The organism is Roseateles amylovorans (assembly GCF_025398155.2).
Lineage (GTDB): Bacteria > Pseudomonadota > Gammaproteobacteria > Burkholderiales > Burkholderiaceae_C > Roseateles > Roseateles amylovorans.
In genome coordinates this window covers 3,849,779-3,874,729 of the sequence record NZ_CP104562.2, presented here as the reverse complement: position 1 = coordinate 3,874,729, position 24,951 = coordinate 3,849,779, and the positions used below count along the sequence as shown (strand labels likewise).

21 protein-coding genes are annotated in these 24,951 nt (G+C 67.4%); 13 read left to right on the top strand and 8 right to left on the bottom strand.

The features are described 5' to 3' along the window. Nucleotides 1-93: 93 nt before the first annotated feature. Nucleotides 94-2,211, bottom strand: coding sequence for an ATP-dependent helicase (locus N4261_RS16040; protein WP_261756287.1), 2,118 nt, complete (start codon nucleotides 2,209-2,211; stop codon nucleotides 94-96). 276 nt (nucleotides 2,212-2,487) lie between these two features. On the opposite strand from N4261_RS16040, the gene N4261_RS16035 reads away from it, so the two are divergent. Beyond that, a complete protein-coding gene (locus tag N4261_RS16035) occupies nucleotides 2,488-3,306 on the top strand; it encodes a TspO-related membrane protein (RefSeq protein WP_261756286.1) in 819 nt (272 codons plus the stop codon). Between the two features lie 191 nt (nucleotides 3,307-3,497). Here the strand turns inward: N4261_RS16035 and N4261_RS16030 are convergent, their stop codons facing one another. The 7 genes from N4261_RS16030 to N4261_RS16000 all read right to left on the bottom strand — a co-directional run bounded on the left by N4261_RS16030 (nucleotide 3,498) and on the right by N4261_RS16000 (nucleotide 11,944). Beyond that, nucleotides 3,498-4,568 carry an ABC transporter ATP-binding protein gene (locus tag N4261_RS16030; protein WP_261756285.1) on the bottom strand — a complete coding sequence of 357 codons (1,071 nt, stop codon included), beginning with the start codon at nucleotides 4,566-4,568 and terminating at the stop codon, nucleotides 3,498-3,500. Between the two features lie 11 nt (nucleotides 4,569-4,579). Beyond that, nucleotides 4,580-5,350 (bottom strand): carbohydrate ABC transporter permease, encoded by a 771-nt coding sequence (locus N4261_RS16025; RefSeq protein ID WP_435532070.1) that lies wholly within the window; start codon nucleotides 5,348-5,350, stop codon nucleotides 4,580-4,582. Nucleotides 5,351-5,502: 152 nt separating this feature from the next. After that, a complete protein-coding gene (locus N4261_RS16020; RefSeq protein WP_261756283.1) occupies nucleotides 5,503-6,381 on the bottom strand; it encodes a carbohydrate ABC transporter permease in 879 nt (292 codons plus the stop codon). Between the two features lie 238 nt (nucleotides 6,382-6,619). Further along, entirely contained in the window at nucleotides 6,620-7,828 is a 1,209-nt protein-coding gene (locus tag N4261_RS16015; protein ID WP_435532069.1) for an ABC transporter substrate-binding protein, read from the bottom strand. A 128-nt stretch (nucleotides 7,829-7,956) separates the two neighbouring features. Then, nucleotides 7,957-9,144, bottom strand: a complete 1,188-nt coding sequence (locus N4261_RS16010) for a maltoporin (protein ID WP_261756281.1) — start codon at nucleotides 9,142-9,144, stop codon at nucleotides 7,957-7,959. A gap of 577 nt (nucleotides 9,145-9,721) precedes the next feature. Beyond that, nucleotides 9,722-11,266, bottom strand: a complete 1,545-nt coding sequence (locus tag N4261_RS16005; protein WP_261756280.1) for a sensor histidine kinase — start codon at nucleotides 11,264-11,266, stop codon at nucleotides 9,722-9,724. A 3-nt stretch (nucleotides 11,267-11,269) separates the two neighbouring features. Continuing rightward, nucleotides 11,270-11,944 (bottom strand): response regulator transcription factor, encoded by a 675-nt coding sequence (locus N4261_RS16000; protein ID WP_261756279.1) that lies wholly within the window; start codon nucleotides 11,942-11,944, stop codon nucleotides 11,270-11,272. A 432-nt stretch (nucleotides 11,945-12,376) separates the two neighbouring features. Between N4261_RS16000 and N4261_RS15995 the strand changes: the two genes are divergently transcribed. The 12 genes from N4261_RS15995 to N4261_RS15940 all read left to right on the top strand — a co-directional run bounded on the left by N4261_RS15995 (nucleotide 12,377) and on the right by N4261_RS15940 (nucleotide 24,839). Beyond that, on the top strand, nucleotides 12,377-12,580 hold the full coding sequence (locus tag N4261_RS15995; protein WP_261756278.1) for a hypothetical protein: 204 nt from the start codon (nucleotides 12,377-12,379) through the stop codon (nucleotides 12,578-12,580). A 137-nt stretch (nucleotides 12,581-12,717) separates the two neighbouring features. Next, the gene (locus N4261_RS15990; protein WP_261756277.1) at nucleotides 12,718-14,022 is read left to right on the top strand and encodes an acyl-CoA dehydrogenase family protein; all 1,305 of its coding nucleotides are present in this window, start codon (nucleotides 12,718-12,720) and stop codon (nucleotides 14,020-14,022) included. A 65-nt stretch (nucleotides 14,023-14,087) separates the two neighbouring features. After that, complete coding sequence (locus N4261_RS15985; RefSeq protein ID WP_261756276.1) at nucleotides 14,088-15,131, top strand: MetQ/NlpA family ABC transporter substrate-binding protein; 1,044 nt, start codon at nucleotides 14,088-14,090, stop codon at nucleotides 15,129-15,131. Between the two features lie 21 nt (nucleotides 15,132-15,152). Beyond that, nucleotides 15,153-16,712 carry an LLM class flavin-dependent oxidoreductase gene (locus N4261_RS15980; RefSeq protein ID WP_261756275.1) on the top strand — a complete coding sequence of 520 codons (1,560 nt, stop codon included), beginning with the start codon at nucleotides 15,153-15,155 and terminating at the stop codon, nucleotides 16,710-16,712. Further along, nucleotides 16,709-17,830 carry an aliphatic sulfonate ABC transporter substrate-binding protein gene (locus N4261_RS15975; protein WP_261756274.1) on the top strand — a complete coding sequence of 374 codons (1,122 nt, stop codon included), beginning with the start codon at nucleotides 16,709-16,711 and terminating at the stop codon, nucleotides 17,828-17,830. The genes N4261_RS15980 and N4261_RS15975 overlap by 4 nt, the downstream gene beginning before the upstream one ends. A gap of 325 nt (nucleotides 17,831-18,155) precedes the next feature. Then, entirely contained in the window at nucleotides 18,156-18,962 is an 807-nt protein-coding gene (locus N4261_RS15970) for an ABC transporter permease (protein WP_261760733.1), read from the top strand. 125 nt (nucleotides 18,963-19,087) lie between these two features. After that, nucleotides 19,088-19,864, top strand: coding sequence for an ABC transporter ATP-binding protein (locus N4261_RS15965; protein WP_354005371.1), 777 nt, complete (start codon nucleotides 19,088-19,090; stop codon nucleotides 19,862-19,864). A gap of 174 nt (nucleotides 19,865-20,038) precedes the next feature. Next, nucleotides 20,039-20,590, top strand: coding sequence for an NADPH-dependent FMN reductase (ssuE, locus tag N4261_RS15960; RefSeq protein WP_261756273.1), 552 nt, complete (start codon nucleotides 20,039-20,041; stop codon nucleotides 20,588-20,590). 329 nt (nucleotides 20,591-20,919) lie between these two features. After that, the gene (locus N4261_RS15955; protein ID WP_261760731.1) at nucleotides 20,920-21,852 is read left to right on the top strand and encodes a sulfonate ABC transporter substrate-binding protein; all 933 of its coding nucleotides are present in this window, start codon (nucleotides 20,920-20,922) and stop codon (nucleotides 21,850-21,852) included. Nucleotides 21,853-21,936: 84 nt separating this feature from the next. Continuing rightward, a complete protein-coding gene (gene ssuD, locus N4261_RS15950) occupies nucleotides 21,937-23,118 on the top strand; it encodes an FMNH2-dependent alkanesulfonate monooxygenase (protein ID WP_261756272.1) in 1,182 nt (393 codons plus the stop codon). Between the two features lie 3 nt (nucleotides 23,119-23,121). Beyond that, nucleotides 23,122-23,946 carry an aliphatic sulfonate ABC transporter permease SsuC gene (gene ssuC, locus N4261_RS15945; protein ID WP_261756271.1) on the top strand — a complete coding sequence of 275 codons (825 nt, stop codon included), beginning with the start codon at nucleotides 23,122-23,124 and terminating at the stop codon, nucleotides 23,944-23,946. Continuing rightward, complete coding sequence (locus N4261_RS15940; protein WP_435531935.1) at nucleotides 23,943-24,839, top strand: ATP-binding cassette domain-containing protein; 897 nt, start codon at nucleotides 23,943-23,945, stop codon at nucleotides 24,837-24,839. The genes ssuC and N4261_RS15940 overlap by 4 nt, the downstream gene beginning before the upstream one ends. Nucleotides 24,840-24,951 lie beyond the last annotated feature (112 nt).

Here is a 24,951-nt window from a genome sequence, read left to right as displayed (position 1 = left end):
GGCCCAGGCCGGTCGGCCCGGGTTCGCGAGGTCCGTTCGGCGGGGCCGCTCAGGTCCGCATGCCTCAGGTCCTCTCAGCGCGGACCGGCCCCCTCAGCTCCAGGATTTCCGCAGCTTCGCCGCCACGTCCATCGCCGGCTTCACCAGCGCCGGCAGCGGGGCCTGGACCTCGTTGGCCGGGCCCACCTTCTCGAAGTGGCGTGCCACCTTGCCGGGCAGGAAGCGTGACACGCTGGCGTAGAGATGCCGATCGCCGTGGCGCGCCTGCTGCGTCACATAGAAACGCTGCGGCACCATCACCGCCAGATGCTGCTTGGCGCGGGTCATCGCCACATACAGCAGCCGTCGCTCTTCCTCGATCTGAGCCTGTGCGCCGGTGCTCAAGTCCGAGGGCAGGCAGCCGTCCACGCAGTTCAGCAGATACACCGCCTCCCATTCCTGGCCCTTGGCGGAGTGGATGGTGGAGAGGATCAGGTAGTCCTCGTCCTTGAGGGGCACGCCGGATTCGTCGCTGCTGGCTTCGGGCGGATCGAGCGTGAGCTCGGTGAGAAAGCGCTCCCGGCTGCCGTAGCCCTGGGCGATCCGCACGATCTGCTCCAGGTCCGCCAGACGGATCGCCGCATCCTCCTGCAGCCGCTCCAGGTGCGGCGCGTACCACTGCACCACGGCTTCCAGCTCGGCCGGCCAGTCCGATCCGTCCATCAGCTGGATCATCAAGGCGCTCAGCCGTGTCCAGTCCGCCTTCGCCGCACCCGGCGGCTGGAAGGACTGCAGCACGGTGCGCACCTCTGGCGCGTCCTGCATCTCATCGAGCAGCCGGCGCGCGCTGGCGGGGCCGAAACCGGGCAGCAACTGCGACACCCGGAAGCCGGCCAGCCGATGGCGCGGGTTGTCGGCCCAGCGCAGCACGCTCATCACGTCCTTCACATGGCTGCTCTCCAGGAATTTGAGGCCACCGAATTTCACGAACGGGATGTTGCGGCGGGTGAGTTCCAGCTCCAGCGGCGCACTGTGGCTGGCGGTGCGGAACAGCACCGCCTGACGGGTGAGTTTCAGGCCTTCCTCGCGGCGCTGCAGGATGCGGTCGGCGACCCACTGAGCCTGGCGCGCCTCGTCTTCCACCGTCACCAGTTGGGGCTGCTCGTTCGAGACCTTGTCCGACCACAGCTGCTTGTCGTGCCGCTCGCGAGACTGGGCGATCACCGCATTGGAGGCCTCCAGGATCGGCTGGGTCGACCGATAGTTGCGCGCGAGCGTGATCACCCGCGCCGGCGGCTGGAAGCGCTGCGGAAAATCCAGGATGTTGCGCACCTCGGCCGCGCGGAAGGAATAGATCGCCTGCGCATCGTCGCCGACCACGGTCAGCCGGTCACCGGTGGGCTTGAGCCGATGCAGGATGGTGGCCTGCAGCCGGTTGGTGTCCTGGTATTCGTCGACCAGCACATGGTCGAAGCGCTCGCCGAGCGCCTGCGCAATCTCCTCGTCGCTCATCATCTCGGCCCAGTAGAGCAGCAGGTCGTCATAGTCCAGCAGGTGCTGTTGCTGCTTGGCCTCCACATAGGCGCCGAACAGCTGCTTGAGCGCGTCATGCGCGGCGAAGCACCAAGGAAAGTGGTCCTGCAGCACCTGGTCCAGGCGCGCCTCGCTGTTGACGGTGCGCGAGTAGATGTTCAGGCAGGTGGATTTCAGCGGAAAGCGGTCGGTTGTCTCCGCCAGGCCCAGGGCCTGGCGCTGCAGTCCCATCAGGTCCTCGGCATCGGCCCGGTCCAGGATGGTGAACTGTGTCTCCAACCCGATGCGTGGCGCGTATTCGCGCAGCAGTCGGGCGCCCACGCTGTGGAAGGTGCCTGCCCAGGGAAAGCGCGGCGGTGCCTGGGTGCTGCGCAGCCCCAGCGCCCGGTGCAGCATCCGGCCGGCGCGGCGTTCCATTTCGCCGGCTGCACGCCGTGAGAAGGTGAGCAGCAGCAGGCGTTGCGGGTCCGCCCCGCTCTGGAGCAAGCGCGCCACCCGCGCCGCCAGCGTCTTGGTCTTGCCGGAGCCGGCGCCCGCAATCACCAGCAGCGGGCCGTGGCCGTCCTCCGGCGCGACCAGGCCGTGTTCGACCGCGGCCCGCTGTTGCGGGTTCAGGTCCGCGAAAGCGGCGTCAGGTCCCGTCGGCGGCACCGGGTCAGGGCGGTCGGCGAGGGCGTTCGGGGCATCGATCGGCGTCATGGCGGATCGGATCATAGGCTGTACAAACGAACAGTGTCAGTTGGCAATCGCCCGGGGGTGGTCTTCCTGCACCTTCGGTCGACCGTCAAGTCAGACCGCTATCTCACAGCGGCACCCCACAGCTGCACCCCGCAGCGGCATCTCACAGCGGCAGATCACGCCCGAGCCTGTGCATCGCCCCCTGGGGGCATGTGGATTGCCGACTTGCACTCAAAATCACGATGTACGGCGATCGTTCGCCGACCACCCGTTCCAAAACTCGAAAAGAGAGCCCCCATGCCACAAGCACTGCTGATGTTGAGCGCGCTGGCGATGCCGCTGATTGCGTGGCTGTCCCAGCGAGGCGTGTTCGGTCCGGACAACGGCACCATCTCCAACCAATACCCCACGCTGCTGGTGGCGCAGGGGTATGCGTTCTCGATCTGGGGCGTGATCTTCCTGCTGGACCTGATCTTCGCGCTCTGGATGCTGCGGGGCCAACGCAGCACGGAAGGCAGCACCGCTGCGCCGCGACCCACTTCGCACCGCTGCGTGGTGCTCGTCACCGTCGGTTTTGCGCTGACCGCCAGCTGGATGATCGTGTTCTCCCAGCGCTGGTTCTGGGTGGCGCTGGCGGTCATGTGGCTGGCGCTGATCAGCATGGTCTGGGCGCTGATGCTGGTGGCCCATGCGCGACCGCGCGGCGCTGCCGCCTGGATGACGCTGCTGCCACTGGGGCTGCATGCGGGCTGGCTGTCGCTGGCGGCCTTCCTCAATACCGCGCAGGTGATCGTGGCGGAGCAACTGCTGCCCACCGTCGATCAACTGCCGTGGAGCCTGGTGCTGTGGGCACTGGCGGCCCTGCTGGTGCTGGTGGCCAATGCGCGGCTGCATCAGCCGATGGTGCCCATCGCGGGCGTCGCTTATGTGGTGGCGGCGGTGTGGGGCCTGGTGGGCGTGTATGTGAAGCAGTCCCACAGCGAGCTGCCGGGCGCGCACACCTCCGCCTGGGTGGCGGCGGCACTCGTGGTGGTGGTGATCGCTCAGACGCTGTGGCTGCGGCTGCGCGGCACCCAGCCGACCGATGCGCAGCGGATGTCGTATCGGCCGCATTGAGGCTCGGGGCGTTCGAGGCCAACGCCAACGCCGACGTCGAAGCGGAGCAAAGGCAGAAGCAGCGGTAACAGTGGAGAAAGCTGAAGCCCATGCCGAAGCAGAGCTCACCAAAGAAAAACGGCGCCGAGGCGCCGTTTTTCATGGTCGATGCGCGACCGGTCGGTGATCGACAGGCCGCACGCTGCGGCGCGTCAGGCGATGCGCTGCTCGTTGCTCGCATCGAACAGATGCGCCACTTCCGGCTGCCACTGCAGGCGCACGGCGTCGCCCACCTGCAGATGCGGATTGCCCGCCACCCGCGAGGTGATCTGGCCCAGCGGCGTGTCCACCAGCAGATAGGTCTCGGGGCCGGTCGGCTCGATCATCAACAGCTTGCCGGGCACGCCGTCGTCGGCCAGGCGGATGTGCTCCGGACGCAGCCCGTACAGGCAGCCGCCGTTGCCGCGGATCGACGCATTGATCGAGGCCGACTGCTGCGCGCTCAGCGGCAGCGCCAGGCCTTGGGCCGACAGGCCGTCGTCGCGACGCTCGGCGCTGACGAAGTTCATCGTCGGCGAGCCGATGAACTCGGCCACGAAGCGGTTGGCGGGGCGGGTGTAGATCTCTTCAGGCGTGCCGAACTGCTGCACCAGACCGTCGCGCATCACGGCGATGCGGTCACCCAGCGTCATCGCCTCGACCTGGTCGTGGGTCACATAGACGGTGGTGGTCTTGGTGCGCTGATGCAGCAGCTTGATCTCGGCACGCATCTCGATGCGCAGCTTGGCATCCAGGTTGGACAGCGGTTCATCGAACAGGAACAGCTTCGGATCGCGCGCGAGCGCACGGCCCATGGCCACGCGCTGACGCTGGCCGCCGGACAGCTGACCGGGCTTGCGGTCGAGCAGGTGGTCGATCTGCAGCATCTTGGCCACGCGCTGCACCGTGGCCTCGCGTTCCGCCTTCGGCACCTTGCGCATTTCCAGGCCGAAGGAAATGTTCTGCGCCACATTCATGTTCGGGTAGAGCGCATAGCTCTGGAACACCATGGCGATGTCGCGGTCCTTGCTCGGCAGGTAGGTGATGTCGCGGTCGGCGATGTGGATCGAGCCGGAGGTCGGATGCTCCAGGCCGGCGATCATCGCCAGCAGCGTGGACTTGCCGCAGCCCGACGGGCCGACCAGGATCAGGAACTCGCCGGCATCGATGGAGAGGTCGATGCCCTTGAGGATGTCGGCCGCGCCGTAGCTCTTGCGGACCTGGGAGATGGTGAGTGCGCCCATGAGGGAAATCCTTAACCTTTGACAGCGCCGGCGGTGAGGCCGCGCACGAAATACTTGCCAGCGACGATGTAGACGAACAGCGTCGGCAACGCGGCGATCAGCGCGGCGGCCATGTCCACGTTGTATTCCTTGACCGAACTCGAGGTGTTGGCCAGGTTGTTCAGGCCGACGGTGATCGGCTTGCTGTCCGCGCCCGAGAAGACCACGCCGTAGAGGAAGTCGTTCCAGATCGAGGTGAACTGCCAGATCAGCGTCACCACCAGGATCGGCGTGGACAGCGGCACCACGATGCGCAGGAAGATCTGCCAGAACGATGCGCCGTCCAGCTTCGCCGCCTTGATCAGCTCATCCGGCAAGCCGGCGTAGTAGTTGCGGAAGAACAGCGTGGTGGACGGCATGCCGGCCAGCACATGCACCAGGATCAGGCCCCACACCGAGCTGGCAATGCCCAGTTGGCCCAGCACCTGGCTCATCGGCAGCAGCACCACCTGCATCGGCATGAACACGCCGAACAGCAGCAGCGCGAACAGCAACTCGCTGCCGCGGAAGCGCCACTTCGTCAGCACATAGCCGTTCAGCGCGCCCAGCGCGGTGGAGATCAGCACAGCCGGCACCACCATGAACACTGAGTTCATGAAGAAGGGCTTCAGGCCGCCGCAGTCGGTGCCGGTGCAGGCGGTGGTCCAGGCCTTGGACCAGGCGTCCAGGCTCGGGCTCAGGGGCAGCGACAGCAGGGTGCCGTTGCGCACTTCCTCCATGCTCTTGAGCGAGGTGCTGACCATCACATACAGCGGGGTCAGGAAGAACAGGGCAAACAGCAGCAGCGCCAGCAGCAGCACCACGCGCTGCCAGTGCAGCCCGCTGGGGCGGGCGGCGGCGGTCAGGGTCGGGGAGGGTTTCATGTCTCGGCTCAACAATCGGCTCGACGCCGCGTTCATGACTTCGAGCGCAGCTCGGAATAGAGGTAGGGCACGACGATGGCCGCGATGGTCGCCAGCATGATGGTCGCGCTGGCCGCACCCAGGCCGATCTGGCCGCGGGAGAACGCCATCGTGTACATGAAGGTCGCGGGCAGGTCGGTGGCATAGCCGGGGCCGCCGGCGGTCAGCGCCATCACCAGGTCGAAGCTCTTGATGGCCAGGTGGGCCACCACCATGAGGGTCGAGAAAAACACCGGACGCAGGGTCGGCACGATGATGCGCCAGTAGATGCGCGGCAGGCTGGCGCCGTCGACCTGGGCGGCCTTGATGATCGAGTCGTCGATGCCCCGCAGGCCCGCCAGGAACAGCGCCATCACGAAGCCCGAAGACTGCCAGATGCCGGCCAGCACGACGCAGTAGATCGCCATGTCCGGATCCACCAGCCAGCCGAAGCTGAAGTTCTCGAAACCCCATTGGTGCATCAGATGCTCGATGCCCAGGCCGGGGTTGAGGATCCACTTCCAGGCGGTGCCGGTCACGATGAACGACAGCGCCATCGGATAGAGATAGATCGTGCGCAGCACGCCTTCGCCACGGATCTTCTGATCCAGCAGGATGGCCAGCAGCAGTCCCAGCGCCATCGCGCCGCCGATGAACAGGCCGCCGAAGATGCCGAGGTTGGTCAGCGCCACCCACCAGCGTTCGTTCTCGAACAGGGTGCGGTATTGCGCCAGACCGACGAATTCATAGTTGGGCAGCAGCCGCGAGGCGGACAGCGACAAATAGCCGTTCCAGGCCATCAGCCCATAGATGAAGAGGAAGGAGACGAGGAAGGTCGGCGCCACCACCAGCTTGGGTAGCCAGGGACTGCGCGGGGCTCTTGAAGCGGACATGCTGGACGGAGGCGGTACTGCTTGGGCGAGGCCGGGGAGGCCACGGGGGGCCGTGGAGGCCGGGAAGCCGGCGACGGACGCCGGGAAAGGGGCCGGTGGGGCTCACCCTCGGCATGACGACGGGTGACGGGCCGGCAGACGCGCCGCCAGGGGCGAATTCGCCGTCAAGCCACCGCCATCGGCCTGGGGTGGGCCACACCTGGGGCGGCGTGCGACGCGCCACCGCCCCGGTCGGGTCTTACTTCGTCTTGGCGGCAGAGGCGAGCTTGGTCTGAGCTTCCTTGGCCGTCATCTTGTCGCTGTTCCAGAACTGGCTGACGACGTCCTTCATCGCGCCTTCGGCAGCGGCCGGAACGGCCATGCCATGGGCGATGGAGGGCACCAGCGTGCCGGACTTGGCATCGGCGGCGAAGTCGGCGGCGGACTGCTTGGCGCACTCGTCGAACTTGTCCATCTTCATGCCGGTACGCACCGGGATGGAGCCCTTGTTCAGATTGAACAGCTCCTGGAACTCCGGCGACATGATGGCGGTGGCCAGGTCCTGCTGGGCCTTCTCATTGGCGGCGTTCTTCAGCTTGAACAGCGCGAACGAGTCGATGTTGAAGGTGAACGACTTCTGCGTGCCGGGGGCGGCGGTGCAGATGAAGTCCTTGCCCGGCGTCTTGCCCGCGGCGATGAACTCGCCCTTGGCCCAGTCGCCCATCAGCTGCATGCCGGCCTCGCCCTTGATCACCATGGCGGTGGCCAGGTTCCAGTCACGGCCCGGGGCGTTCTTGTCGGTGTAGTCCTTGATGCGCTTGAAGGTGGTCAGCACCTTCTCCATCTGCGGACCGCTCAGCGTGGCCGGATCCAGCTGCACGAGGGCCTTCTTGTAGAAGTCCACGCCGCCGATGCCCAGCGCCACCGATTCGAACACGGTGAAGTCCTGCCAGTTCTGGCCGCCATGGGCGACCGGAATGATGCCGGCCTTCTTCAGCGCTTCCGCGGTGACGAAGAACTCGTCCCAGGTGGTGGGCAGCTTGGCATTGGCCTTCTTCAGCGCTTCCGGATTGGCCCACAGCCAGTTGACGCGGTGCACATTGACCGGGGCCGCGATGTAGTGGCCCTGGTACTTCATGATGCTGGCGACCACCGGCGGGATCACTTCATCCCACTTGCCGGCCTTGGCCACGGCGTCGATGTTGGTCAGCACGCCTTCCTGCGCCCATTCCTGCAGCGAGGGGCCCTTGATCTGCGCGGCCGCGGGCGCATTGCCCGAGACGACGCGCGACTTCAGCACCGTCATCGCGGAATCGCCGCCGCCGCCGGCCACGGCGAAGTCCTTCCAGGTGTGGCCCTGCTTCTGCAGCGTGGCCTTCAGGGCGGTGGCCGCCTTGGCCTCGCCGCCGCTGGTCCACCAGTGCAGTACTTCCACTTCACCAGCGTGCGCGGCAGCCGCGCCGGCCATCAGCGCCACCAGGGCGCTGGCACGGGCGAGTTGCTTGAGTCGAATCATTTGCTTTGTCTCCATGAGGGGGAGGTTGGGTCTTCAGCCAGGGATGACAGCGATTGGAATGGATTCAGAAAGACCTTGGCTCAGAACCACACTTCCACCTGGGCGCCGAAGCTGGTGCCGGAGGTTTCACCGTTGAAGTTGGGTTCGCCAGTGACGTTGCCGGCGGCACGGTTCCACTTGGCGTGGGTCACGTACAGGCGGAACTCGGGACGGTCCATCAGTTGCGGGCCGGTCGACAGCGTCGGCGCGAAGGTCACCTTGGTCAGGCGGGCGCGTTCGCCGCCGTCAGGCTTGTATTGCGACACGCCGGCTTCGGTGAGCAGCTTGAAGTTGCGGGTCACCGCATACGAGACGCGGCCGCCCACCGAGGTGGAGGTCGTCGCCTTGCCGGCGTTGTCCTTCTCGTTGGCCCACAGCACCATGCCCATGCCGCCCCAGGCGCCTTCCTGGAAGTTCACCGATTCAACGATGCGGAACTTCTTGGCGGCGGAGGTGTCGGTCTGGTTGCCGAAGTTGGAGTTCAGACCCGCGGAACCCTGGGCGTACTGCACCCAGATCACGTTGTTGAGCGAGGTGCCGAACAGCTTGTTCTGGTTGTGGCGCAGCGCCAGGCCCCAGCCGTTCGTGCCTTCGGCGAACTGCGACTTGGTGACCGTGCCGAAGACATTCAGCGTGCCGTCCGGGTTGGTCGGGATGTCCACATACTCGACGTTGCCGCGATGGCCAGGACGCTGGTTGTTGTCCTTGTCGTTGGTGTAGTAGGCCACGCCCAGCTTGCCGGGACCGGCCGCGATGCCCTTGATGCCGGCGCCCACGCCGGTCATCTCGGTGAAGTAGGTGTCGACGATGTGCACATCACCGCGACGGCCACGTTCCTTGCCGGCCCACACGGTCGCCTCGGGGGCGATGTCGAAGCCCTTGGCTTCCGCATACATCTGCGCCAGGCGCATGTGATTGCTGTCGTCGGCGTCGGAATGCGGGTTGTAGTAGTCCGTCATCAGCACGACCTTGTAGTCGATGCCGTCCTTCTTGAAGCCTTGGGCGAGCTGGAACTCACCGTAGATGTCGCACTCGTTGCCGAGGCGGTACTTCATGCCGCTGGTGCCGCCGTTCAGGGCGTAGCAGGCGCGGCTGGCGCCGTTGCTGGTGGTGCCGCCGGGGCCGGCGCGGAAGTAGCCGGTGAAGTCAACGGCGTGCGAAGCGCCAGCAGCCAGCAGCAGGCCGAGGGCCAACGGAATGCGCTTCAGCGCAGGAGTGATGCGGGTCATTGGATTGTCTCCGTATGGGTCGCGAAACAACGCTCCGGGCGTGCGTTGTTAAGCAGACGTTTATCTTTCTTGCATGCGGGCTGAACTTTAATTTTGCTTTAATGAAACTATATTGGTGCTTACCATGATGATTTGCGTGCGAACCACAGGACGTTTGACCCGTCTTGGGGCGACAGGCACGTGAATGGGGGGTAACCCCGTGGAGCGATTGCCACAAAAGGGCGATTAACGAATCAAGTGTTAATGCGGATGGGCAATCGAACGCCGCTCGGACGGCGTTGGCTCGGTCCGGGTTTCAGCGCATTTCGCTCCGGTCCTACTGGCGCGCAGCACGGTCACGTCGTCAGGACGCCGTCACACCCCAGACCACGCCGTGACGGGGCGGTGATGGCGCGGTGATGGCGCGGTGATCGCGCTGAGCTTGCGCTGAGATGGCGCTGAGATGGCGCGGAGGTTGCGCTTCGGGCGCACCTGGATCTCGCCTGGACCGTGCCTGGACCGCGCGGTTGTGCCGTGATCGCGCTGCCACGACGCCGCAGGGATCGAGACTGATCGGCCGGCGTGCGCCGACCCCCGCTCAGACCGCTGCCGCGAGCGGAAGGCGCATCCGCACCTGCAGGCCATGCGGCGAGACGTTGGTCATCGAGACCTGGCCACCATGCCGCTCCACGATCTCCTTGACGATCGCCAGCCCCAGGCCACAGCCGTTGCCTTCATGGGTGCCGCGGAAGAAGCGCTCGAAGACCTTGTCCTGCATCGCGGGCGGCACGCCGGGGCCGTTGTCGGTCACCAGCAGTTCGGCGCATTCATGGCTGACCTGCGCGGCCATGCTGCCTGATCCCGGGGCATTGTGGGCCGCATGTCCGTGCCCATGCCCATGGCCATGGACGGGACTGGCGGCGCTGCTGGCCGTGCTGCCGTTGGCGCTGCCTTGGGCCCGTCGCACCTGCACGGTGACGGTGGCGCCGCGGCCGGCATATCGCATGGCGTTGTCCACGAGATTCACCAGCGCTTCCCGCAGCAGCAGGTTGATGCCCATGACCTCGATGTCGGCCAGCGGCTCGTCCTCATCGAAGCCCAGGTCCACCTGCTGGAGCAGCGAGCGGGGCACCAGCTCGGCGGTGACTTCGCGGGCCAGGCGCGTCAGGTCCAACCGGGTGAGGGGCTGGCGGGTGACCGATTCCGGCTCGGTGCGGGCCAGTGCCAGCAACTGATTCACCAGGTGGGCGCTGCGGGTCGCGCTCTCATGCACCCGCGCCAGCCGCGCGGTCAGCGGGCCGGGCGGTGCTTCGGCCAGGGCCAGCTCGCTCTGGCTCTTCAGGCCCGCCAGCGGCGTGCGGAGTTGATGCGCGGCGTCGCTGATGAAGCGGCGCTGGCTCTGCACGTTGTGGCTGACAGCCTCCAGCAGGTCGTTGATCGCCTGCGCCAGCGTGCGCAGCTCCTGCGGCGCGGCATCCAGCTCGATCGGCCGCAAATCGTTGGGACGGCGGCCCTCCACCAGCCGGCGCAGTCGCGAGATCGGCGCCAGACCGGCGCCCACGCCCGCCCACACGATCATGCTCATCAGCACGATCAACAGGGACAGCGGCAGCATGGTGTCGATCAACAGCCGCCGCGCCAGCAGCTCGCGGTTGGCGCTGGAACGCGCCACCTGCACCAGCATGGTCTGCTGATCGCGCGGGTTCTCGCCGAACTGCAGGTAGAGCGCTGCCACCCGCACCGGCGCGCCTTGGCGCAGTTCCGGGCGTTCGGGGGTGTCGATTTCGCCGTCGTAGAACTGGGCCTCGCCCATCGGCGGGCTGGCCGGCATCGACGGCGGACTGGGCAGGTTGCGGTTGCCCAGGATGAACTTGCCCGGGGGAGAGCTGACGGTATAGAGCAGCTTGTCGTTGGGATCGGCCTCCAGCACGTCCTGAGCCGCGCGGGGGAAGTCGATCAGCAGCCCGTTGCCCATCGGCTTGACCTGGCGCGACAGCGATCGCACCGCCTGGGCCAGCGTGGCGTCGACCGCCTCATTGGCATAGCGGCCGGCCAGCCGGTAGCTGAACAGGGCGCCGGCCAGCCACAGCACCAACTGGGGCAGCAGCAGCCACAGCAGGAGCTGTCGCTTCAGGGAGTACATGCGTCAGGTGCGCTCCAGCTCCAGCAGATAGCCCAGACCGCGCACCGTGCGGATGGCCACCTGGGCGCCTTCGAGCTTGCGGCGCAGGCGATGGATATAGACCTCCACCGCATTGTTGGCCGCCACGCCTTCGCCGCGATCGCCGGACCAGACCTGGTTGATCTGCTCCTTGGTGATGACACGGCCCTGATGGGTGAGCAGCAGGTCCAGCAGATCGAATTCCCGCGGGCTGAGTTCCAGCGTCTCGCCGTGCACCTGCGCGCTGCGGGTCTCGCGCTGCATGCTCAACTGGCCCAGCTCGTTGCTGGCCTTCAGGGCGCGACTGCGGCGCATCAGCGCGCGCAGCCGGGCTTCCAGTTCGGGGAAATCGAAGGGCTTGGTGAGGTAGTCGTCGGCACCGGCATTCAGGCCGGCGACGCGGTCTTCCAGGCTGTCCATCGCCGTCAGGATCAGCACCGGCAGCGAGGCGTCATGCTGGCGCAGCTGGCGCAGCACTTCCAGCCCGTCAACCATCGGCAGGCCGATGTCCAGCACCACCATGTCGAAGGCCTGCTTGGCCAGCAGGTATTGCGCCACCGCGCCATTGGGCGCGTGCTCGACATCGAAACCCAGCGCCCGCATCTGTTCGCACAGGGCGTCCGCCAGGATGGCATCGTCTTCGGCCAGCAAGAGGTTCATGGTGATGGCTTCCACAGCCAGGCAGGTTGCACAGCCTCGCCGGTGATCACCGGACGAGCGCCGGCATGTTAGCGCGCGCCGACCCCGATGACGCAGGAGCTGCCCCACGCGCGCCACCGTGGTGCCACCGGCCCTGTCGCACGGGAGACAGCGGCACCTCGTCCGTCCGAAGGGCCGATGGGCAGGGGCATCGCGCCGATGGGGCCGGCGTGCGGGGCGATCGGCGCACAAGGGGCCCGATGGCCGGCAGTTCTTCACGACGTGTCCGGCCCGCCTGAGGTCTAGGGTATTCACTGAGGGCGGGGTGACGCGGACAATCAGGCATCGCCGCTGCGCGTGATGCACACGCGCTTCGGGATGCCGCCCGCGACACCGCAGACTGCTGACGGCCGCTCGGCCCTCGTCGGTCCTCAACCGCAGGGAATTTGCCCCGTGGATCTGAAACAAGTTCTTTGGCGCGTCGTCTACACGAAGTCCGCCAATCTCAACAGCAGCGCCTTCAGCGCCGGCCCGTGGCATCCGGACAAGGCCCACATCGAGCGCTGCTGCGAAGTGCTGCGGGCTCGGCAGTTCGACGTGGGCATCCAGAGCAATCAGCAAGCCAAGCAGAACGCCTCCAGCTGGGTCAAGCCCTGACGCTGGCGCTGCGCATCAGCGCTGCTTGCGCGCTGCACGCATAAGCACAGACGCATTCCTCGCTTCACGGGGTGGAGGCGGCCGGGAACACTCGGCCGCGTCTTGCCATCCACGCTTGTCCGCAAGCGACCCCGTCCATGAGCAGCCGTCTGTTGAGTCGCCCGGCGTCCTCCGCCGAAGCCTCGTCCGTCCTTTCGACCGTCCCGTCCTCCGCTGTCACCACGGCGAATGGCGCCGTGCCGTCCATCGCCGACACGCCCGCCACGAGTGCGCGTGAGCCGTTGCCGAGCGACGCGCTTGCCGAGCTGGTGGCGCAGCTCGCCGCCACGGCGGTGCGTCGCGACCAGGCGGGCGGGCACGCGGCGCAGGAACGCGAACTCATCCGTGCCAGCGGCCTGCTGGCGCTGACCATTCCCACCGAGCTGGGCGGGCAGGGCGGCGACATCGCGGCGTTCTATGACGCGGTGCGGGCGGTGGCGCGGGTCGACAGCTCGCTGGCGCATGTGCTGGGCTTCCATCACTTGCAGCTCTATGGCGTGGCCCTCTATCGAGGCCCCGCCGCCGTGGCCCACGGTGCCAGCCACCTGCGCGAGACCGCGGAACAGCGCCTGTTCTGGGGCAACGCCCTCAACCCGGCCGACACCCGCTTGCGCGCCACGCTGGTCGACGGCGGCTGGCGCTTGAACGGCGTGAAGAGCTTCTGCTCCGGCGCCTTGGGCTCGGATCGGCTCACCCTATCTGCCGCTACCGAGGACGGTGGCTTCCTGATCGGCATCGTGCCCACGCGGCGCGACGGAGTGCAGGTCGAGAACGACTGGGATGCCTTCGGCCAGCGCCAGACCGACAGCGGCACCGTGCGCTTCGACCAGGTCTGGCTGTCGGATGAAGAACTGCTGCAGTTGCCCGGCGAGACGCCGACGCCACGGGCCACCCTGCGGTCCCAGATCGCGCAGTTGGTGATGACCCATCTCTACCTGGGCATTGCCGAAGGGGCGTTCGAGGCGGCTCGTCACTACACCACGCACGAGAGCCGCGCCTGGTTCGCGTCCGGCGTGGCGCGGGCCGGCGACGATCCGCTGGTGCAGCACCGCTATGGCGATCTCTGGCTGCATGTCCGCGCGGCCCAGGCCGTGACGGCGGACGCCGTGGCGCGACTGCGCCATGCGCTCGACCGCGGCGACGCGCTGACGGCGCCGGAACGCGGCCAGGTGGCGGTCGCCGGTGCGGAGGCCAAGGTGCTGGCGCATCGTGCGGGGCTGCAGGTGTCCAGCCAACTGTTCGAACTCACCGGGGCGCGCAGCACCTCGGCCCGCTTCGGCCTGGACCGCTTCTGGCGCAACGTGCGGGTGCACACCCTGCACGACCCGGTGGACTACAAGCTCCGCGACCTCGGGCGCTATCAGCTCGATGCCCGCGTGCCCGATCCGACGGCTTATTCCTGATGTCCTTGGAGACCTCTCAGCCCCTCGGACCTCAGATCGTTTCGCCCCGATCACGGATCGCCGCCATGACCGCCTCTCCCGATACGCCGCCGAACACGCCGACACCGCCGACACCGACGGCACCGCTGATCCGGCTCGAATCGCTGTCCCGCTCCTTTCGCCTGCCCGATGGGCGCCAGTTCGACGCCGTGCGCGACATCAGCCTCGATGTCCAGGCGGGCGAGATCCTCGGCCTGATCGGCAAGAGCGGCGCCGGCAAGTCCACCTTGCTGCGACTGATCAACCTGCTGGAGCGGCCGGATCGCGGCCGCGTGCTCGTCGCGGGGCAGGCGCTGACCTCGCTCTCCGCCGGTGAGTTGCGCCGCGCGCGGCAGGGCATCGGCATGATCTTCCAGCAGTTCAACCTGCTGAAGAACGACCTCGAGGTGCTGCGGCTGGGCATCAAGCCCTTGCTGGAGAAAAAGGGCTACCGGGTGAAGCTGGTCGAGTTCAACGACTATGTGCAGCCCAACATTGCGCTGGCGCAGGGCGCGCTGGATGCCAACTTCTTCCAGCACATCACCTACCTCAACCGCTTCCGCGAGGATCGCAAGCTGGATCTGGTCGATGTGGTGCAGGGCCCGATGGCGCCGTTCGGCATCTATTCGAAGAAGCGCAAGAGCCTGGCCGAGGTGCAGCCCGGCGACCGCATCACCCTGGCCAACGATCCGGCCAATCTCGCGCACGGCCTGGCGCTGCTGGCCGAGCAGAAGCTGCTCACGCTCAAGCCAGGCGCCGATCCGATCCGGGTCACCGAGAAGGACGTCGCCAGCAATCCGCTGCGGCTCAAGCTGCAGCCCATCGAAGCCGCGCAGATCCCGCGCACGCTGGACGATGCGGAATACGCCATCGTCAACGGCAACTTCGCCATCTCCAGCGGCCTCAAGCTGACCGACGCCCTGGTGCTGGAGAAGACGCCGGACCACTACATGCTGGTGGTGGCGGTGAAGGGCCAGGACAAGGACCAACGCTGGACCCGCGACTTGGCCGATGCCTTCCGCGCGAAGGAGTTCAAGGCAGTGCTGGACCAGCGCTTCCCGGGCTATGCGCGTCCGGCCTTCCTGCAATGACCGATGCCGCCGGAGATCACGATGAGCGCCACGACTGCTGAGACCGGCGAGGGCGGCACGCCCTCCACCCCAGTGAAGCCCATTCGCTTCAATGCGTTTGCGATGAACACTGTGGGCCACCAATCGCCGGGTCTGTGGACCCATCCCCGGGACGAATCCCATCGCTACACCGAGCCCGAGTATTGGCAAGACCTGGCACGGCTGCTGGAACGCGGCCGATTCGACAGCATCTTCCTGGCCGATGTGCTGGGCGTGTACGACGTCCACGCCGGTTCGCCCGATGCCGCTTTGCGCCATGCGGTGCAGGTGCCGCTGAACGATCCGCTGGCGCTCGTTCCGCTGATGGCCGCAGTGACCACGCAGCTTGGTTTCGGCGTGACCTGCGCCTTGACCTACGAGCCGCCCTACAGCTTTGCCCGTCGGATGTCGACGCTGGACCATCTGACGCGAGGGCGCGTCGGCTGGAACATCGTCACCGGCTATCTGGACAGCGCGGCCCGCAACCTGGGACAGTCTTCGCAACTGGCCCATGACGATCGCTATGACCTGGCCGACGACTACCTGGACGTGGTCTACAAGCTCTGGGAACTGAGCTGGGAGGACGACGCGGTACGCCGCGACAAAGCGGGTCGGGTCTATGCGGATCCCGCCAAGGTTCATGCCATCCGCCATCGTGGTCCGCACTACCAGGTGCCCGGCGTCCACCTGTGCGAGCCGTCGCCGCAGCGCACGCCGGTGCTGTTCCAGGCCGGCACCTCCGGCCGCGGCCGGGCATTTGCCGGCAAGCATGCCGAGTGCGTGTTCGTGAGCGGCCCCACCATCGCGGTGGTGAAGGGCTATGTGGACGGCCTGCGTGCCAGCGCCGTGGCGGCCGGCCGGCAAGGACGGGACCTGCTGATCTACGGACAGGCCCTGATCATCACCGCCCCGACCGCGGCCCAGGCCCAGGCCAAGCTGGCGGACCTGCGGGCCCACATCGACATCGAGGCGGCGCTGGCCTTGCTCTCCGGCTGGACCGGTGTCGATTTCAGCCGCTACCCGCGCGACGCGACCATCGACTACCTCGACACCCAGGCCGGCCGCACCGCGCTGGCCTCCTTCAGCAGCGCTGATCCCACCCGGCGATGGACCGTCGGCGAAGCGGCCGAATTCATCGGCCTGGGCGGACGCGGACCGGTGCTGGTCGGTGACCCGTCGCAGGTGGCGGACCAACTCATCGCCTGGCAGGAGGCCACCGGACTGGATGGCTTCAACCTCACCTACGCGCTGGCCCATGAAACCTTCCGCGATGTGGTGGAGCTGGTGGTGCCGGAGTTGCAGCGGCGCGGGCGGTATCCGGCGGAGCACGTCCTCCATGCCGACAGTGCCGACGCCGCAACGCCGGCCGCCAAGCCCCTGAAGCCGGTCACGTTGCGCCACAAGCTCTTCGGCCACGGTCCCCGCTTGCCCGCCTCCCATGCGGGGCGGCGGATTCGGCTGGATGCGCTGCCTGAGCCGGTGCCGCAGTCGGGCGCGTCGCCGGAACCACAAGAAACACGACCACAACCACAACCCCGATCGTTGACGGAGCCTGTTGCATGAATGTCCCGAACAAGCGCGGCCTGGGCCGCCATTCCACCGACGCCACCGAGGCGCGCCCTGATGCCATGGGTGAGCACGATGCCGCAGCGGCCGGCATTTCCTCCACGGCGACCGCGTCGGGCCGTTCGCTGGGCCGACTCAATCGTCGCGACACGCTGGCTCTCGCGCTGGGCGGCGGCCTGGCCGCCAGTCTCAGCAACCGGGCCTTCGCGGCGGAAGCCCCGAAGGAGGTGCGGCTGGACTATGCCTACTACTCGCCCACCAGCCTGGTGCTGCGTCGATTTGGCTGGCTGGAGGAGGACTTCCGCAAGGACGGCATCGCCGTCAAATGGGTGCTGAGTGCCGGCAGCAATCGTGCGCTGGAGTACCTCAATGCGGACAGCCTGGACATCGGCTCCACCGCCGGATTGGCAGCGCTGCTGGCGCGAGCCAATGGCAATCCGATCCGCGCGCCGTACATCTACTCGCGACCGGAATGGACCGCGCTGGTGGTGCGGCCGGATGCCAACATCCGCTCGCTGGCGGACTTGAAGGGGAAGAAGGTGGCGGCGACCAAGGGCACCGATCCCTACCTGTTCCTGCTGCGCGCGCTGCACACGGTGGGGCTGAAGCGGACCGACATCGAACACGTCAGCCTGCAGCATGCCGACGGACGGGCCGCCCTGGAGCAGGGCCGCGTGGACGCCTGGGCCGGACTCGACCCGCACATGGCCGCGAGCGAGTTGGGCGCTGGATCGAAGCTGCTCTATCGCAATGTCGGCTTCAACACCTACGGCTTTCTGAACGTGCGAGAGGACTTCCTGGCCAAGTATCCGCGCGAGGTGCAACGCGTGATCCTGGCTTACGAGCGGGCACGGCAGTGGACCCAGGCCAATCCGTCGGAAGCCGCGCGCATCCTGTCAGAAGAAGCGAAGGTCAGCTTGCCGGTGGCGCTGCTGCAATTGAAGCTGCGCACCGACTTCTCAAATCCTCAGCCGTCGGGCGAGCATGTGAAGGCGCTGCAGGCCGCCGCGCCGATCCTGGTGGCTGAACAGTTGGTCAAGCCCGGCACCGACTTGAACCGCACCGTGGCGGAGCTGGTGGACACCCGGTTCGCCGCGTCGCTGCTCAAGGCCTGAGGCGACGATGGCGGGCGACCATGAGCTGATCGCGAGCGCGCTGTCGCCGGCCGGGGCGGGGACGTCGGTGCGCACGGGCACGGACGGGCCGTCGACCCGATGGACGCGGTGGACACGGTGGACGTCGGCATCGACGACATCGACCCTATCGACCCTATCGACCACATCGACGTGTTCCGCCACATCGAGCACATCGACCACAACGACGACGTCGTTCCCGTCGACGACATCGGCTTCGGCATGGCCGTCGGCGTCGATTCCCAACGCCGCGGCTTCAGGCGGCGTCCCGTCCGAGGCAACCAGGTCGGCGTCACCGTCGGGAGACATCGGTGGTGCGTCGGCTGGTGCGGCCTGGCGCTCACCGCGCCAATGGCCCGCCTGGCTGCTCGGGTTGCTACTGCCGGCGGGGTTGCTGGTGTGGGCGGAACTGGCTGTGCGCCTGGGATGGATCGCGCCGCATCTGCTGCCGGCGCCCAGCGAGGTGGCGGTGACGCTGAGCCAGCTGGCGACACAGGGCGGGCTGGGGCAACACATCCTGGCCAGCACGCTGCGGGTGCTTGCGGGCTTTGCCATCGGGGCCGGGGCCGCAGTGCTGGCGGGGGCCTTGGTCGGGTTGTCGCCGCTGGCGGCCGCCTTGCTCACGCCCAGCTTCCAGGCCTTGAGGGCGATTCCCTCGCTGGCCTGGGTGCCGTTGCTGTTGCTGTGGCTGGGCATCGATGAGGCGTCCAAGGTGGTGCTGATCGCCATCGGCGCCTTCTTCCCCGTCTACATGGGCGTGGCCTCGGGCTTTCGGGATGTGGATCGCAAGCTGGTCGAGGTGGCTCGGCTGCGGGGACTGGGCCGCTTCGCGCTTGCACGACGGGTCTTGCTGCCAGCCGCCTTGCCGGCGCTGTTGACCGGCTTGCGCAACGGGCTCAGCCTGGCCTGGATGTTCATGGTCGCGGCCGAGCTGATCGCCGCCAGCCGAGGTCTCGGCTATCTGCTGACCGATGGCCGCGAGACCAGCCGCGCCGACATCGTGCTGGCCGCCATCGTGCTGCTGGCGGTGCTGGGCAAGCTCAGCGACAGCATCATGGCCGCGATCGAGCGCCGTGCACTGGGCTGGCGGGACAGCTTTGGAGGATCGACATGACTCTGTTGCATCTGCGTGTTCGTCGCAAACAGTTCGGGCCGCGTGCTGGAGCGAGGGGCGCCGTCACGGCACCCGATCGCCGCTTGGCAGCGGTCGCGGAGCCGTCGCTCGCAGGAGGAGAGTCATTGGACTCGGAGCGTGCTGCGAGTCTCTCCCCGGACTCAACGTCAGGCGATCTGCCGGAACCTGTCGCGGGTGCGACGTTGCTGCACGGCGCCGACGTGCCGGTGCTGTCCGACATCGAATTCAGCCTCGCCGCCGGCGAAGTACTGGGGCTGGTCGGCGCGAGCGGTTGCGGCAAGAGCACCTTGCTGCGCATCCTTGCGGGGTTGGATCCAGACTATGACGGTCAGGTGCAGCTCGACGGTCGTGCATTGCACGGCCCCAGCCGCGACATCGGCGTGGTCTTCCAGGAGCCGCGCCTGTTCCCGTGGCTGACGGTGGCGGAGAACATCGGTTTCGATCTCGGGCAGGGGCATGACGCCGCCTGGGTCGCCCATCTGATCGACGAAGTCGGCCTGTGCGGCCTGGGTGAAGCGCTGCCCAAGCAGCTCTCCGGCGGACAGGCGCAGCGGGTGGCGATCGCCCGGGCGCTCTACACCCGGCCGCGGGTGCTGCTGCTGGATGAGCCGTTCTCGGCGCTGGACGCCTTCACCCGCATGCGCTTGCAGGACCTGGTGCTGTCGCTGGCGCGCGCGCACGGCAGCAGCCTGGTGATCGTCACCCATGACGTGGAGGAAGCCATCCTGCTGAGCGACCGGGTGCTGGTGCTCGGCGCAGCGCCGGGACGGGTGGTGCGGCGACTGGAGATTCCACTGCAGCATCCGCGCAGCCGGGGCAGTGCGGCGGTGGCCGATCTGCGTGGCGAGTTGTTGCGCACCTTGGAGCGATTGCAAGCGTAGAACGGGTGTTCCTGCCTCTGGGTGCCCGACGTCATGAGGCGCCGTGGGCGCGGCTGCTTTGCCGCTCTGGTGCGCCATAGCCGCAAACCGGCTAAGCAATCACGAAGTTCTTCGTTCTGTGGATGAGGGCCGATTCGTAGAGTGAAGCGATTGCAGCCTCACTCCCCCACGCCCATGTCCGTGCTCCTCATTGCCGCCAGTCCCAGTGTCCGATCGCGCTCCGGCGCGCTGCTTGCGGGGGCTGCCGAGCGGCTTCAACACCTGGGGCTGGCGCCCCGTACCCTGAAGCTGCGCGACCTGCCAGCCCAGCCGCTGCTGCATGCCGAGTTCGACCATCCCGAAATCCTGGCCAGCCTCGAAGCGGTTGCGCAGGCGAAGGTCGTCGTGCTGGCTACGCCGATCTACAAGGCGGCCTACAGCGGTCTGCTGAAGGTCTTCCTGGACCTGTTGCCGCAGGACGGGCTCATGGGCAAGTCGGTGTGGACCCTGGCCACCGGCGGCAGTCTGGCCCATCTGCTGGCGCTGGACTACGGCCTGCTGCCGGTGCTGTCGGCACTGGGGGCGCGCGCGCATGTGGACGGCGTCTATGCGACCGATGCGCACATTCCCCGCGAGCCGGACGGCGACTACCGCATTGACGACGAGATCACGCGACGCCTGGCCATTGGCGCGTCCCAGGTCTTTGAACGGGTCCCGCATCCGGCATTGGAAGCCTCGCAAGCCTGACGGGCTGTGAGCGGCTGCAGGCGTCGCGCGGTCGCAGTCGTCGCGGACCCCGCCTCCGATCGGCACGAGGTGTCAGATCGCGAAGGGCGGCCCGGGTCGGATGTGGCCTTCGCGCCGGCCGTCGGCATGGCCTGCTCGCTCGTACCGCGTCGAACGCCTTCATCGTCGTTGTCTTCCTCACCGACCGTCCTGACCTTCCTGACCTTCCTCTTTTTCCTGTGCCTGTCGGCCCCACCTCGAACCACCAAGGACTCCCCGTGACCCAGATCCCATCGCTCACTCGTCGTCTCGCGCTGGCCGCTTCGGTGCTTGCACTGTCCGTCGGGATGATGCCGTCACACGCGCAGTCGCCATCGCCCGCCGCGCCGGCGCCGACGACTGCGAAGTCCGAGCTGCGCATCGGCTTCCAGAAGTACGGCACGCTGACCTTGCTCAAGGCCAAAGGGGATCTGGAGAAGCGCCTCGCGCCGCTGGGCATCACCGTTCGATGGACCGAGTTTCCGGCCGGACCGCAGTTGCTGGAGGGCTTGAACGTCGGCTCGATCGACTTCGGCACCGTCGGCGAGGCGCCGCCGATCTTTGCGCAGGCCGCCGGTGCGGACCTGGTCTACGTGGCCAACCAGCCTCCGGCGCCGACGGCGGAGGCCCTGATCGTGCCCAAGGATTCGCCGCTGCGCAGCCTGGCCGATCTCAAGGGCAAGAAGGTGGTGCTCAACAAGGGCTCCAACGTGCATTACCTGCTGGTCAAGCTGCTGGAGAAACAGGGCCTGAAGTACAGCGACATCCAGGTGGTCTACCTGCCGCCGGCCGATGCGCGCGCAGCGTTCGAGCGGGGCTCGGTCGACGCCTGGGTGATCTGGGATCCGTTCCTGGCCGCGGCGGAGCGCCAGATCGGCGCGCGCGTCCTGGCCGATGGCAAGGGCGTGGTCGCCAATCACCAGTTCTACCTGGCGGCCCGCGGCTATGCGGACAAGAACCCGCAGGTGGTCCAGGCCATCGTCGATGAACTGGCCAAGCTCGACCGCTGGTCCGAAGGCAATCTGCGCGAGGTTGCCACCTTGCTGTCGCCGCAGATCGGTCTGGATCTGGCGACCACCGAACTGGCCGCCGGGCGATTCGCCTACGGCATCAAGCCGATCACGCCGGCCATCGCTGCCGAGCAGCAAAAGATCGCCGATGTCTTTCATGAACTGAAGCTGATCCCCAAGCCGATCCGCATCAGCGATGCGCTGCCCAAGTCGGTGCGCACCGCGGCGAACTGAGCCGGTCTGCATCGACCCTTTTCCTTGTTTCCTCGTCTGTCCGTTTCCTCGTTCCTCCGTCTCTGAATCTGCGAAAGCCTCCCCATGAAGATCCTCTGGTTCATTCCCACACACGGCGACTCTCGCTACCTGGGCACCGCCAAGGGCGCGCGCGTGGCCGACTTCAACTACTACCGCCAAGTTGCCATCGCGGCCGACAGCCTCGGCTATGAAGGCGTGCTGCTGCCCACCGGCCGCAGCTGCGAGGACAGCTGGGTGGTTGCCGCCAGTCTGATCGAGGCGACGCGCCGGCTGAAGTTCCTGGTCGCGCTGCGTCCGGGGCTGGTGCAACCGGTGCAGTCGGCCCGCATGGCGGCGACGCTGGACCGGCTCTCCGGTGGCCGGCTGCTGGTGAACCTGGTGACCGGTGGCGACCCCGATGAACTCGCCGGCGACGGCCTGTTCCTGCCCCATGCGGAGCGCTATGCGCTGTCGGAGGAGTTCCTGACGATCTGGCGTGACGTGCTGTCCGCGAGCCACGAGGGCGAATCGGTGGACTTCGATGGCGAGCAGCTCCGGGTCAAGGGCGGCAAGCTGTTGTATCCGCCGATCAGCAAGCCGTATCCGCCCGTGTTCTTCGGTGGTTCTTCGGCACCGGCACATGAGCTGGCGGCCTCGCAAGTCGACACCTACCTGACCTGGGGCGAGCCGCGCGAGGCGGTGGCGGAGAAGGTGGCCGACGTTCGCGCGCGGGCCGAGGCCAAGGGGCGCGAGCTGCAGTTCGGCATCCGCCTGCATGTGATCGTTCGTGAGACCGAGGACGAGGCCTGGGCCGCCGCGGCCGAGCTGGTGCAGCATCTGGACGAGGACGTCGTCGCTGCGGCGCAGGCCAAATTCGCAAGCATGGATTCGGTCGGTCAGCGTCGCATGGCGGAGCTGCACAGCGGCCGGTTCAACAAGGCCAACATCCGTGAAGGCTTGGAGATCGCGCCCAATCTGTGGGCGGGCGTCGGCCTGGTGCGAGGTGGGGCGGGCACCGCGCTGGTGGGCAATCCGCAGCAGGTGGCCGACCGGATCAAGGCCTATGCGGATCTGGGCCTGGAGTACTTCGTGCTCAGCGGCTATCCGCATCTGGAAGAAGCCTATCGCTTCGCGGAACTGGTGTTCCCGCTGCTGCCGCTGGACGTGCAGGAAAAGATCAGCGCGCCCAAGCTCACCGGGCCGTTCGGCGAGATCGTCGCCAACAACTATGTGCCGGGCGCCACGCGCCTGGCGTCGGCGAGCTGAGCCATGTCGGAGGTCTCCATCCCTTCGCCGCCGTTGACGGTCCGGCGACCGTTCTCCGCTGTCCAACGGTGGCGCGTCAATGCCTGGCTGCCTTGGCTGCTGCCGGCGTTGATCCTGCTGTTGTGGCAGCTCAGTGCGCAATGGGGCTGGTTGTCCACCCGGGTGCTGCCGGCGCCGTCGGCGGTGGCGCGGGCGGCATTAGACCTGTCGGCCTCCGGCGAGCTGTGGCGTCATCTGGGCGTGAGCACCGGCCGTGCGCTGCTGGGCTTTGCCATCGGCGGCGGACTGGGCCTGCTGCTGGGGTTGCTCACCGGCTCGTTGCGCTGGGCGGAGACGGCGCTGGACACGACCTTGCAGATGCTGCGCAACATCCCGCCGCTGGCGCTGATTCCGCTGGTCATCCTGTGGTTCGGCATTGATGAGACGGCCAAGCTGTTCCTGGTCTCGCTGGGGGTGTTCTTTCCGGTCTATCTCAACACCTTCCACGGCATCCGCAATGTGGACCGCGATCTGATCGAGATGGCGCGCTCCTACGGCCTGTCCGGCTTTGCGCTGTATCGGCGGGTGATCCTGCCGGGGGCCACCGCGTCCATCCTGGTCGGCCTGCGATTCTCCTTGGGGCTGATGTGGGTGCTGCTGATCGTGGCGGAGACCATCTCGGCGCAATCGGGCATCGGCTACATGACGATGAATGCACGCGAGTTTCTGCAGACCGATGTGGTGCTGGTGGGCATCCTGATCTATGCGTTGCTGGGCAAGCTGGCCGACCTGCTGGCGCAAGGCCTTGAACGCGCGTGGCTGCGCTGGCATCCGGGGTACCAGACATGATGAGCGTCACCGAGATCGATGTGTTGAGTGAATGGCCCGAGGCGGTTGAGGCGCCACGGGTCCGGAGTGACCGCCCGAGTCAGGCCCGCACCGATGTGGCCCCTACGGTCACGGCGCGTGCAGCGCCCACCGGCGGTGAGCGCATTCAGCTTCGAGGCCTGGGCAAATCCTTCGGGGACCGACAGGTGCTGAAGGGGCTGGACCTGGACATCGCGCCGGGGGAGTTCGTGTCCATCGTGGGCCGCAGCGGCTGCGGCAAGAGCACGTTGCTGAGACTGCTGGCGGGGCTGGATCAGCCCAGCGGGGGGACGCTCAGCGCCGGGGCGGCGTCGAGCACGCGGTTCATGTTCCAGGACGCGCGCCTGCTGCCGTGGGCGAGGGTGGTGGACAACGTCGCGCTGGGGCTGCGTGGTCCGGATGCCAAAGACCGCGCGCTGATGGCGCTGGCGCAGGTGGGACTGGCGGACCGCGCGCGTGAATGGCCGGCGCGGCTATCCGGCGGTCAGCGTCAACGGGTGGCCTTGGCCCGCGCGCTGGTGCATACGCCGCGCCTGCTGCTGCTGGATGAACCGCTGGGGGCGCTGGATGCGCTGACCCGCATCGAGATGCAGCGGCTGATCGAGACGCTTTGGTTGAGGCACGGATTCACGGCGTTGCTGGTGACGCACGATGTGTCCGAGGCGGTGGCGCTGGCGGACCGGGCGCTGCTGATCGAAGAGGGGCAACTGGCGCTGGATCTTCGGATTGGCTTGCCGCGCCCGCGGCCGCGGGATGCGGCCTTTGCGGCGCTGGAGCAGCGGTTGCTGGACCGGGTGCTGCGGGTGCCCGGGGAGGAGCCGCCGGTGGCGATGCCGGTGGGGATTGCGGCGCCGATGTTGCGGTGGGCGGTGTGACGGGGTAGGGGGATCGGAGGGGGCTGAGGCCGCGGGTCGCTCCCGTTGCCGGCGGCGCCCTTGGTGCGCGGACTTGCGCTCCCCCGAAGCACCTCCGGTGGCTTGGCGTTGA

Excerpts from the sequence above, each read along its gene's own strand:
- N4261_RS16010 (WP_261756281.1), bottom strand. The coding sequence starts at position 9,144 with ATGACCCGCATCACTCCTGCGCTGAAGCGCATTCCGTTGGCCCTCGGC.
- N4261_RS16035 (WP_261756286.1), top strand. The coding sequence starts at position 2,488 with ATGCCACAAGCACTGCTGATGTTGAGCGCGCTGGCGATGCCGCTGATT.
- N4261_RS16005 (WP_261756280.1), bottom strand. The coding sequence starts at position 11,266 with ATGTACTCCCTGAAGCGACAGCTCCTGCTGTGGCTGCTGCTGCCCCAG.
- N4261_RS15975 (WP_261756274.1), top strand. The coding sequence starts at position 16,709 with ATGAATGTCCCGAACAAGCGCGGCCTGGGCCGCCATTCCACCGACGCC.
- N4261_RS15990 (WP_261756277.1), top strand. The coding sequence starts at position 12,718 with ATGAGCAGCCGTCTGTTGAGTCGCCCGGCGTCCTCCGCCGAAGCCTCG.
- N4261_RS15940 (WP_435531935.1), top strand. The coding sequence starts at position 23,943 with ATGATGAGCGTCACCGAGATCGATGTGTTGAGTGAATGGCCCGAGGCG.
- N4261_RS16030 (WP_261756285.1), bottom strand. The coding sequence starts at position 4,568 with ATGGGCGCACTCACCATCTCCCAGGTCCGCAAGAGCTACGGCGCGGCC.
- ssuD (WP_261756272.1), top strand. The coding sequence starts at position 21,937 with ATGAAGATCCTCTGGTTCATTCCCACACACGGCGACTCTCGCTACCTG.
- N4261_RS16015 (WP_435532069.1), bottom strand. The coding sequence starts at position 7,828 with ATGGCCGGCGCGGCTGCCGCGCACGCTGGTGAAGTGGAAGTACTGCAC.
- N4261_RS15985 (WP_261756276.1), top strand. The coding sequence starts at position 14,088 with ATGACCGCCTCTCCCGATACGCCGCCGAACACGCCGACACCGCCGACA.
- N4261_RS16020 (WP_261756283.1), bottom strand. The coding sequence starts at position 6,381 with ATGTCCGCTTCAAGAGCCCCGCGCAGTCCCTGGCTACCCAAGCTGGTG.
- N4261_RS16040 (WP_261756287.1), bottom strand. The coding sequence starts at position 2,211 with ATGACGCCGATCGATGCCCCGAACGCCCTCGCCGACCGCCCTGACCCG.
- ssuE (WP_261756273.1), top strand. The coding sequence starts at position 20,039 with ATGTCCGTGCTCCTCATTGCCGCCAGTCCCAGTGTCCGATCGCGCTCC.
- N4261_RS16000 (WP_261756279.1), bottom strand. The coding sequence starts at position 11,944 with ATGAACCTCTTGCTGGCCGAAGACGATGCCATCCTGGCGGACGCCCTG.
- ssuC (WP_261756271.1), top strand. The coding sequence starts at position 23,122 with ATGTCGGAGGTCTCCATCCCTTCGCCGCCGTTGACGGTCCGGCGACCG.
- N4261_RS16025 (WP_435532070.1), bottom strand. The coding sequence starts at position 5,350 with ATGGTCAGCACCTCGCTCAAGAGCATGGAGGAAGTGCGCAACGGCACC.
- N4261_RS15980 (WP_261756275.1), top strand. The coding sequence starts at position 15,153 with ATGAGCGCCACGACTGCTGAGACCGGCGAGGGCGGCACGCCCTCCACC.
- N4261_RS15955 (WP_261760731.1), top strand. The coding sequence starts at position 20,920 with ATGCCGTCACACGCGCAGTCGCCATCGCCCGCCGCGCCGGCGCCGACG.